General features: G+C 66.6%; 4 protein-coding genes and 2 pseudogenes. 2 read left to right on the forward strand and 4 right to left on the reverse strand.

The features are described from left to right. A pseudogene (locus AOK17_RS49585) lies at positions 1-258 on the reverse strand (TadA family conjugal transfer-associated ATPase); the annotation flags it as partial. Positions 259-455: 197 nt separating this feature from the next. On the opposite strand from AOK17_RS49585, the gene AOK17_RS45350 reads away from it, so the two are divergent. After that, positions 456-962, forward strand: coding sequence for a DUF6932 family protein (locus AOK17_RS45350; protein ID WP_157881545.1), 507 nt, complete (start codon positions 456-458; stop codon positions 960-962). Continuing rightward, positions 959-1,930, forward strand: a complete 972-nt coding sequence (locus tag AOK17_RS45355) for a hypothetical protein (RefSeq protein WP_055618499.1) — start codon at positions 959-961, stop codon at positions 1,928-1,930. Before AOK17_RS45350 ends, AOK17_RS45355 begins: the two co-directional genes overlap by 4 nt. Here the strand turns inward: AOK17_RS45355 and AOK17_RS45360 are convergent. The 3 genes and pseudogenes from AOK17_RS45360 to AOK17_RS45370 all read right to left on the reverse strand — a co-directional run. Beyond that, positions 1,927-4,377 carry a site-specific integrase gene (locus AOK17_RS45360; RefSeq protein ID WP_055618500.1) on the reverse strand — a complete coding sequence of 817 codons (2,451 nt, stop codon included), beginning with the start codon at positions 4,375-4,377 and terminating at the stop codon, positions 1,927-1,929. The two genes, AOK17_RS45355 and AOK17_RS45360, sit on opposite strands and share 4 nt — an antisense overlap. Next, entirely contained in the window at positions 4,374-5,669 is a 1,296-nt protein-coding gene (locus tag AOK17_RS45365) for a tyrosine-type recombinase/integrase (RefSeq protein ID WP_055618501.1), read from the reverse strand. The genes AOK17_RS45360 and AOK17_RS45365 overlap by 4 nt, the downstream gene beginning before the upstream one ends. A gap of 57 nt (positions 5,670-5,726) precedes the next feature. Next, positions 5,727-6,620, reverse strand: a pseudogene (locus AOK17_RS45370) (TadA family conjugal transfer-associated ATPase); the annotation flags it as partial. Between the last annotated feature and the right edge of the window lie 152 nt (positions 6,621-6,772).

Below are 6,772 nucleotides of genomic sequence, written 5' to 3' on the forward strand. Positions count from 1 at the left end.
CCACCCCCGCTCGTACGTGAAGGCCTCCGTGCCCCACCGCAGCGCCGGCACCGTCACCACCAGCCCCGCCGGATCCCGCTCCAGCACATGCACCTCGGCGATCCGCCGCCGCCCGGTCCGGTCGCGTACGAGATGGAGGACCACCGAGAGCGCAGCCGCCACCTGGCTGTGGAGAGCGGCCCGGTCGAGCCCCGCGGCCGTGCCCAGCGCCTCCAGACGGGCCGGCACTCCCGAGGCCGCGTTGGCGTGGACGGTCCCTTCTCTGAACTACCGAGACGACGCGAACCGACGTGTCCAAACCTGGCCTCATGGGAATCCTGAGGATCCGGGCAACGCCCGCACCTCCGTGTCCGTCCTGAGACAGTCGTTCCTATTTCTGACGGCTTTGACTGACGACTATGGTGAGCGGCCAGAGCTGCGGGACGGTCGGCTGACGCCGACCTGAGGGGGGGACCGTGATTCCAGCACTCACCGGTGGCGGCCTGCTGCCGCCTGGCCGTCATCCTGCGACGATTGCCGAGATCGAAGACTTATTCGTGGAGCGAGCGCCCCACGCCGACCACCGACGGCGTATCTTCCGTGCCTTCCAGCTGTACTCGGAGCTAATCGGGGAGATCGTCGCGAGCGGGACCTTTTGGGTTAACGGAGGGTTCTGCACGTATAAGGAGGAGCCGCCGGAAGACATTGATCTAGCGGTACTCGTTGACCCGACACTGCCTCTGACGGGTAAAGATCACGAGAAGCTGGCATCTCTGATCACGCTCAAAGGTGTGCAAGCGATGGAGCCTCAGGTCTTGGCTGCCCGCCTGCAGCCCATGGGAGGCCTGATCGACAGCTTCTTGATTGTCGCAGGCGTCGTCGCGCAGGAGGAGTATTGGGATGAGACGTGGTCCAAGGTGAAGGGACCCGACGGGCAACTGATCCCCGGGGCAGTCAAGGGATATCTGGAGGTGAGCTGGTGAATAACGATCTTCGGGAGAAGTATCTGCGCGCCCTCCAGACGACTGAAGGTGATGATCCACTATCCCGGCTCGCCAGGGCCAGCCTTCAGGCATCAGCGACAAAGTTCAGTGGGCTGGGCCTGCTGGAGACCGCTCAGGGACCTGGCCTGAACTTCCGACTTGCGGACACAGAGCACGGCGGCTTGATTTCCGCCAACGATGTAGCGGACTTCCTGCAGCGTGTCCAGCGCGCTGTGGCCCGGCTCGCCAAGGCCCGACGCGCTCGCGTCGCAGATGTGGTCAAGCTGCAACTGCTGGACTTTGAGGTTGCTCGGCTCGACGTGGCTGCTTCCACGCCTGGATCGGTCATTGTGGACCTTCGGCCTCACGCGCAACCAGCGGATGAGGAGAGCGGCGAGTTGGCTCGTGCTGGTGTTTCCTGGGCCGAGATCGGCGCTGTTGAGCTTGTCCGAGCTCTGCCCGAGGGGCCCGAGGATGAAGAGTCCTTGGATTCACTCTTCAGTGCGTCGCCGGTCGTGCGCCGGGCAGTGTCCGACTTGATCGTCGGCTTGCCTAATCCGAAGCTCGACATCAGCCTGGCTGTCCAGCGCGGAACTGGCGAACGCGTCACTTCTGCAATCTCGGCAGGTCAAGCCGAGTCTTTGCGTGAGCGTCTCAACATCTTCCGTGAGGAGCGGGAGATCATTCGGATGCAAGGCCGGCTCGATGGCCTTCGGACCCGGCGCCAGATCTTCTACTTTGAGACGCCAGCAGGTGTAGAGATTCACGGTTTCGTGGACGAGTCGCTGGTCAACGTAGTCAAGGCCAACTTGGACGAAGAGGTCGAGGTCGCACTTGAAAGCTTCGTCCTGCGCTCAGCCGCCGGCAGGCGGAGCCAGCGCCGCTATCGGCTGATCGAGGTGGCTGGCCAGCAGTCCCAGCTCCCTCCTGCCAGCGAACTAGACGACGAATCAGCCCAGGAATCCTAAGGGCCCTCCGCTTTGCTACTGCAGGACGCGGCCTGAACTAACTTGGGAATCCCGAGGAAAACTGATGTCCTCTTCCGTTCTTGCCTCGCTGCGATCTGAGAGATCTTCTCTTGGGTCGCAGCGAGGCTTGTAGATAGCCCTTCCACTTCACCGAGCCATCCTTCGCGCTCGGCTTCACCGATACGGGCAGTAAGATTTTCACGAATCTCGACCAGGCGTGACATGTCTCCGAAATCGACGATAAGGACCGGGCAGCGAACACAAGCGTGCTCGTGAACGCAGTCCGTTCCGTAGGCCCGCCCGCAGCTGCCGAGGGCGAGCTTTCGCTTCTCGAAGTGGCCGAGGAAGTCGTTCCACTCTTCGGGGGTGACAGCGCGGTATTCCTCGACAGGCCTGAGCGCCCGCCGGCGCGCGATGAAAGCCCGGTGGGACTCGATCGCGTCGACCGGATAGATCGCCGCGTAGCCCATCGTGCTGTTGATGTTGTTGTGGCCTGCGACGACTTGGGCGATGTGCGGTGGTAGGCCGCTGAGGATCGCGTCGGTGATGAAGATCCGCCGGAAGTCGTGGAGCTGGAACGTCAGCGGCTTGCCCGCGCTGTCGGTGAGCCCGGTGGCTTCGAGGGTCTGGTTGATCGCCTTGCGGATCGTGCTCTCCGCGAGCGGCCGGTTCTGGCTGGAGACGTGCCACTGGTAGAGCAGCGGCATGGGAGGGTTCCAGACGCCTTCGTGTTGGTCGTAACTGGAGACCAGGGGGACGCTCCCGTCCCGGCCGCGGACGCGGGACACGATCGCGCTGAGCACGTCAGCGAGTTCAGGGCTGATGAGCAGGAGACGTTCTTGGTCGGTCTTCGACGGCGCGATCTGTAGCAGCGGAACCACTTGGCCGGTGCTAGGGAGCTTGTAGCTGATGATGCTGTGGTGGCCGAGTTCGCGGAGTTCTTCGATACGAATGCCGGTGTGCTGGAAGATCTCGATCGTTGCCCAGGCCCAAAACGCGATCTTTTCCTCGGTCGCGAGCAACCGGCGGCGGCCGTGATCGTCGCGGACGCTCGCTGGCCGTCCCTCTGGGCGATTCGTTAAGCGGGGGGCGGTGAAGGTCTCGCCGAGCACTGTGAACGTCGCCCCTGGGGCTGCGGCATAAAGAGCTTCGAGACGAAGGCGGGCTTCCTTCAGGCGACGGTCAGCGACTCGGACGAGCGTGGGCAGGACAGGCAAGCGTTCACGAGTCCGCTGGTCCTTCCTGGACTTTTGCTGCCTTTCGAGCTTCCTGTCGGAGCATTCACCCTCGCTGATAGGGACGGGCGCCGCCCATTGCCCCCAGCGTTCCGGCTCGTCAAGAGCCCACTGGGCGATGTCCAGGTAGAAGGCCCGGACTTGGAGCTTGACGGAGACCGCGCTGGACCGCGGTTCGACGGACTCCGTGACAGTTCCATCGGCTTGGCGCCGACGGACCGTCTTGGTCGCCAGGCGGACCTTCCAGGCCTCACTCACGTCGAGCGGGAGATGCAGCGAGTCGATGCCTGGGTGATGTTGTTCGAGGTCAGCCCAGAAGTTCTTGGCGAGAAGCGACGACAGCCTCTTCAGCGAGTTGTAGTCAAGGGCGGGCTGGCGCTCGGTGAGGTAGGCGACCAGCAGGTCACGGATCGGCTGGCACTTCAGGTGGTAGCGGTCCACGAGTTCCGCGGGTCCCACTTGACCCGTGCGGTGTTCGATCATGAGGAGCGTTGAGGGTGCGTCGGGCGGGAACTGGCCCTGTTCGCGGAGCCAGGAGTAGGCAAGCCGGGCGCCTCGCGCGGTCTCGGACCTCCCCAGCTGGACCTGGACGAGGAAGTCACCAACCACGATGTCCCGGACCTTGCCGCCGTAAGACCCGACGATCTGCGCGACCGCCTTCAGCCCGTCCGAGACGTAGCGGGTGCCGCGGACAGACTCCGGGACATCTGCTTCGAGTTGCGCGAAGCCTTCCGGGTCACGGCCGGCCGCGATGGCCGGACGGCCATAGCGCGATGTGTTCCCAGCGAACCACAGTGGTGCCGGGCGGACGACATCAACGCTGATCAGTGCCAGCAGACCAGTTCGGACCATCCCCGATGAGGGCTTCCGCCCCACCGATCTTCCCCACTCCATCGCCAGCTCGTGCCAGGTGCCCGCTGCCATGTCGGCGCCGGTAGCCTGCCATCGCTGCTGCCAGGTCTCCCCGGGAAAGGTCTCCAGCCAGGACAGAACGAACCGGGCCCCGACCGCGCGGACGGCTCTCGCCGAGTCGCTCAGGTCCCCAGGAAGCCGCTGGACTCGGAGGAGAATCCGTTCGCGGTTCGCTGTCGTCTCCGGCCAACTGGTGGGGCGGGCCCGAGGCGGGAACTTCTGCAGTAGCACCGTCACCTCGCCGCCGGCCAACGCGCGGTTGAGCAGCAGCTTGGACGGCTCGATGGTGCGTGAGGTCATGCCCTCGGTCCTCCGAACAAGTTGCGGAGCGACTCCGGGTCGTAGCCGGGTGCCGGAACCTCCACCGGAGCGGCGGTCCGCCTGCGCTCGCGGCGGGCGTGATGGGCGAGGCCCGCCTGGATCACCTCGTCCTTACTGGGGGTGAGGTACTTCTGCGTCGTGGTCAGATATCGGTGAGCGAGGATGTGCTGGACATAGGTCAGTTGCATCTCCGGGTCGTTCGCCATCCTGTAGGCCGCGGTGTGGCGCAGATCGTGCAGGGTCCAGTTCGCCCCGAGGACCTCGTTGACGCGGACGAACATGGCTCGGGCGGCGTGGTAGTTCAAGGGTCGCCAGGGCCGCCGCAGGGTCCACCACAACGGCTGGTTCCGCCCCCGCGGGACACCCTTTTCCCAGGCTTCCTCCTGGTAGAGCCGGAGCCAGACGAACATGTCCGGTGAGGCGGGCAACTGCTGGTAGGCCTGGGTGCCCTTGCGGACGACGCCGACCAGCTGTTGCCCGGGCAGTGCATCGCGTTCCTTGGCTGTCAGGAGCTCGCTGGCCCTGGCGCCGGTGGAGACCCAGCCAGCCAGCAGTGCCCGGTCCCGGTCCGAACGCAAAGCGGCGAAGACCTCGGTGTACTTCTCGTCCGGGATTCGCCGTGGTGCTCGCTCCGGGACCTTGGGACGGTAGCGGCCTGCTCTGGCGGCCTGGAACTCGTCCATCGGGTTGTGGTGGGCATGCGCGCGACCACGCCGCCGCGCGCGGTCCAGCGGGAAGGGGTTGACGAGGAGGGAGCCGCTGTTGAGGTCCAGGTGGAATTCGTAGAACGTCCGCAGCACCGTCTCGCAGTGTGCGCGAGTGGAGGCCGCGTACTTCGTGCCGATGGTGGGCTTCCCGGTCACGGGATTCGGCGACCCCGCAGGCAGCTTCCCCGCCTGGTGCTGTCGGGGCGCCGGCAGCCCGGCACTGTCCTTGCCGCGTCGACGCCAGTGCGTCCGTACCGGCTTCGAGGCGAGCCGCATCCAGAGCATGAAGTCCCGCGCGTCTTCGCGGACGGCGCGATCCCAGGGCGTCTCCGTGGCCCACAGGAACCGCCACCAGCGCAGCAGGTCATGGCCGTACGACCGCAGAGTGGAAGCTGAGGTCGAGCTCGCGAGTAGGTCCCTGAAGTAGAGCGCGACCGGCTCCACACGTTGCCCCGTGTCATCGAGCAGCCGATACGGCTCCCAGGAATCGCCAGTCTCCTGTAACGCTCCGGCCTCTGGCAGTACGAAGTCCATCAGGTCCCTCACGGGACGCGGCTCAAGCATGCGCGGAAGCTAGCAGGGAGGGGCTCTGAACTGCGAGAAGAATTAGGTTAGTTCAGTCAACACACCGCAGCCGCCTTCATGGCCCGTGTTCAAAGCTGCTAGCAAGGCGACTACTTCGGGCCCGCGCACCTCGCCGACGACCAACCGGTCCGGCCGCATCCGCAGGGCCTGGCGCACCAGGTCCTGGAGGGTGACGAGTCCGGCACCTTCCTGGTTGGCGGGTCTGGACTCCAGCCGTACGACGTGGGGATGGTCGGGGCGCAGCTCCGCCGAGTCCTCGGCGAGCACGATCCGCTCGCCCGGCCCGACGAGGCCCAGCAGGGCGCTCAGAAGCGTCGTCTTGCCACTGCCCGTGCCCCCGCTGATCAGGAAGGACAGCCTCGCCTCGAGCAGCGCCCGCAGCAGCCGGTCCCCGCCCGGCGGTACCGTCCCCGCCGCCACCAGCTCGGGGAGCGTGAAGGCCCGTGGCCGTACGACCCGTAGCGACAGGCACGTCGAGCCGACGGCGACCGGTGGCAGTACCGCGTGCAGACGCGTGCCGTCAGGGAGCCGGGCGTCCACCCAGGGGTGCGCGTCGTCGAGCCGCCGCCCGGCCACGGCCGCCAGGCGCTGCGCGAGGCGTCGGACGGCCGCCGGGTCCGGAAAGGAGACGGCCGTCAGCTCCAGGCCGCAGCCCCGGTCCACCCACACCCTGTCGGGCGCCGAGACCAGCACGTCGGTGACCGAGGGATCACCGAGCAGCGGTTCCAGCGGCCCGCTGCCGACCAGCTCCGACCTCAACCGCTCGGCCGCCCCGAGTACTTCGGCGTCCCCGAGCACCCGCCCCTGCTCCCGCAGGGCCTGCGCCACGCGCGCGGGAGTCGGCTCGGCCCCGCTCTCGGCAAGCCACTGCCGGACCCCGGCCAACAGCCCCGTGTCCGAAGCCGCGTTCCCACCCGCACGCCGACCCACCGAACTCGCATCCCCGGGCCCACTCAGGCCCGTACGCCGCCCCGCCGACGCCACATCCGCACCCAGACCCCCGCTCGCCCGCCGCCCCGCAGGCCCTACATCCGAAGCCAGCCCTGCACCCGTACGCCGACCGGCCAGCCCCACCTCCGAAG

Origin of the sequence: Streptomyces phaeochromogenes, from assembly GCF_001418655.1 — a bacterium.
In the GTDB taxonomy this organism is placed as follows: Bacteria; Actinomycetota; Actinomycetes; order Streptomycetales; family Streptomycetaceae; genus Streptomyces; species Streptomyces phaeochromogenes.